Consider the following 357-nt stretch of genomic DNA (forward strand, 5'->3'; position numbering starts at 1 on the left):
GGACGCGGTCGCCGAGGTCGAACGGGTGGCGGAACTGGGCTTCCAGGCGGTGTTCCTGCCGTGCTCGACACGGCGACCGCGTCCTCGATGTCGGCCGTCGAGAGGCAGGCGGTCGTGATGACGCGCTTGTTCTTCTTGAGGATCTCCTCGTAGGCCCAGTCGTTCCAGACCCGCACGGTCTCCCGGGCGAGCTCCCGGTCGGTGATCGACACGAGCCAGAACCCCATGGAGGGAAAGGCCAGTTGGCCCCACACGCCCTCCTGGTCGAGGTCCTTGAGCCGGACCTTCAGGTCCCAGGCACCCGGCGGGCGCATGGCGTCCATGAAGTCGCCGAGCTGGCGGTCGATGCGCTCACCG

General features: G+C 68.3%; 1 pseudogene. It reads right to left on the minus strand.

The features are described from left to right. Positions 1-357: pseudogene (locus tag TN53_RS43110) on the minus strand (hypothetical protein); the annotation flags it as partial.

Source organism: Streptomyces sp. WM6386 (assembly GCF_000972385.1).
GTDB lineage: Bacteria > Actinomycetota > Actinomycetes > Streptomycetales > Streptomycetaceae > Streptomyces.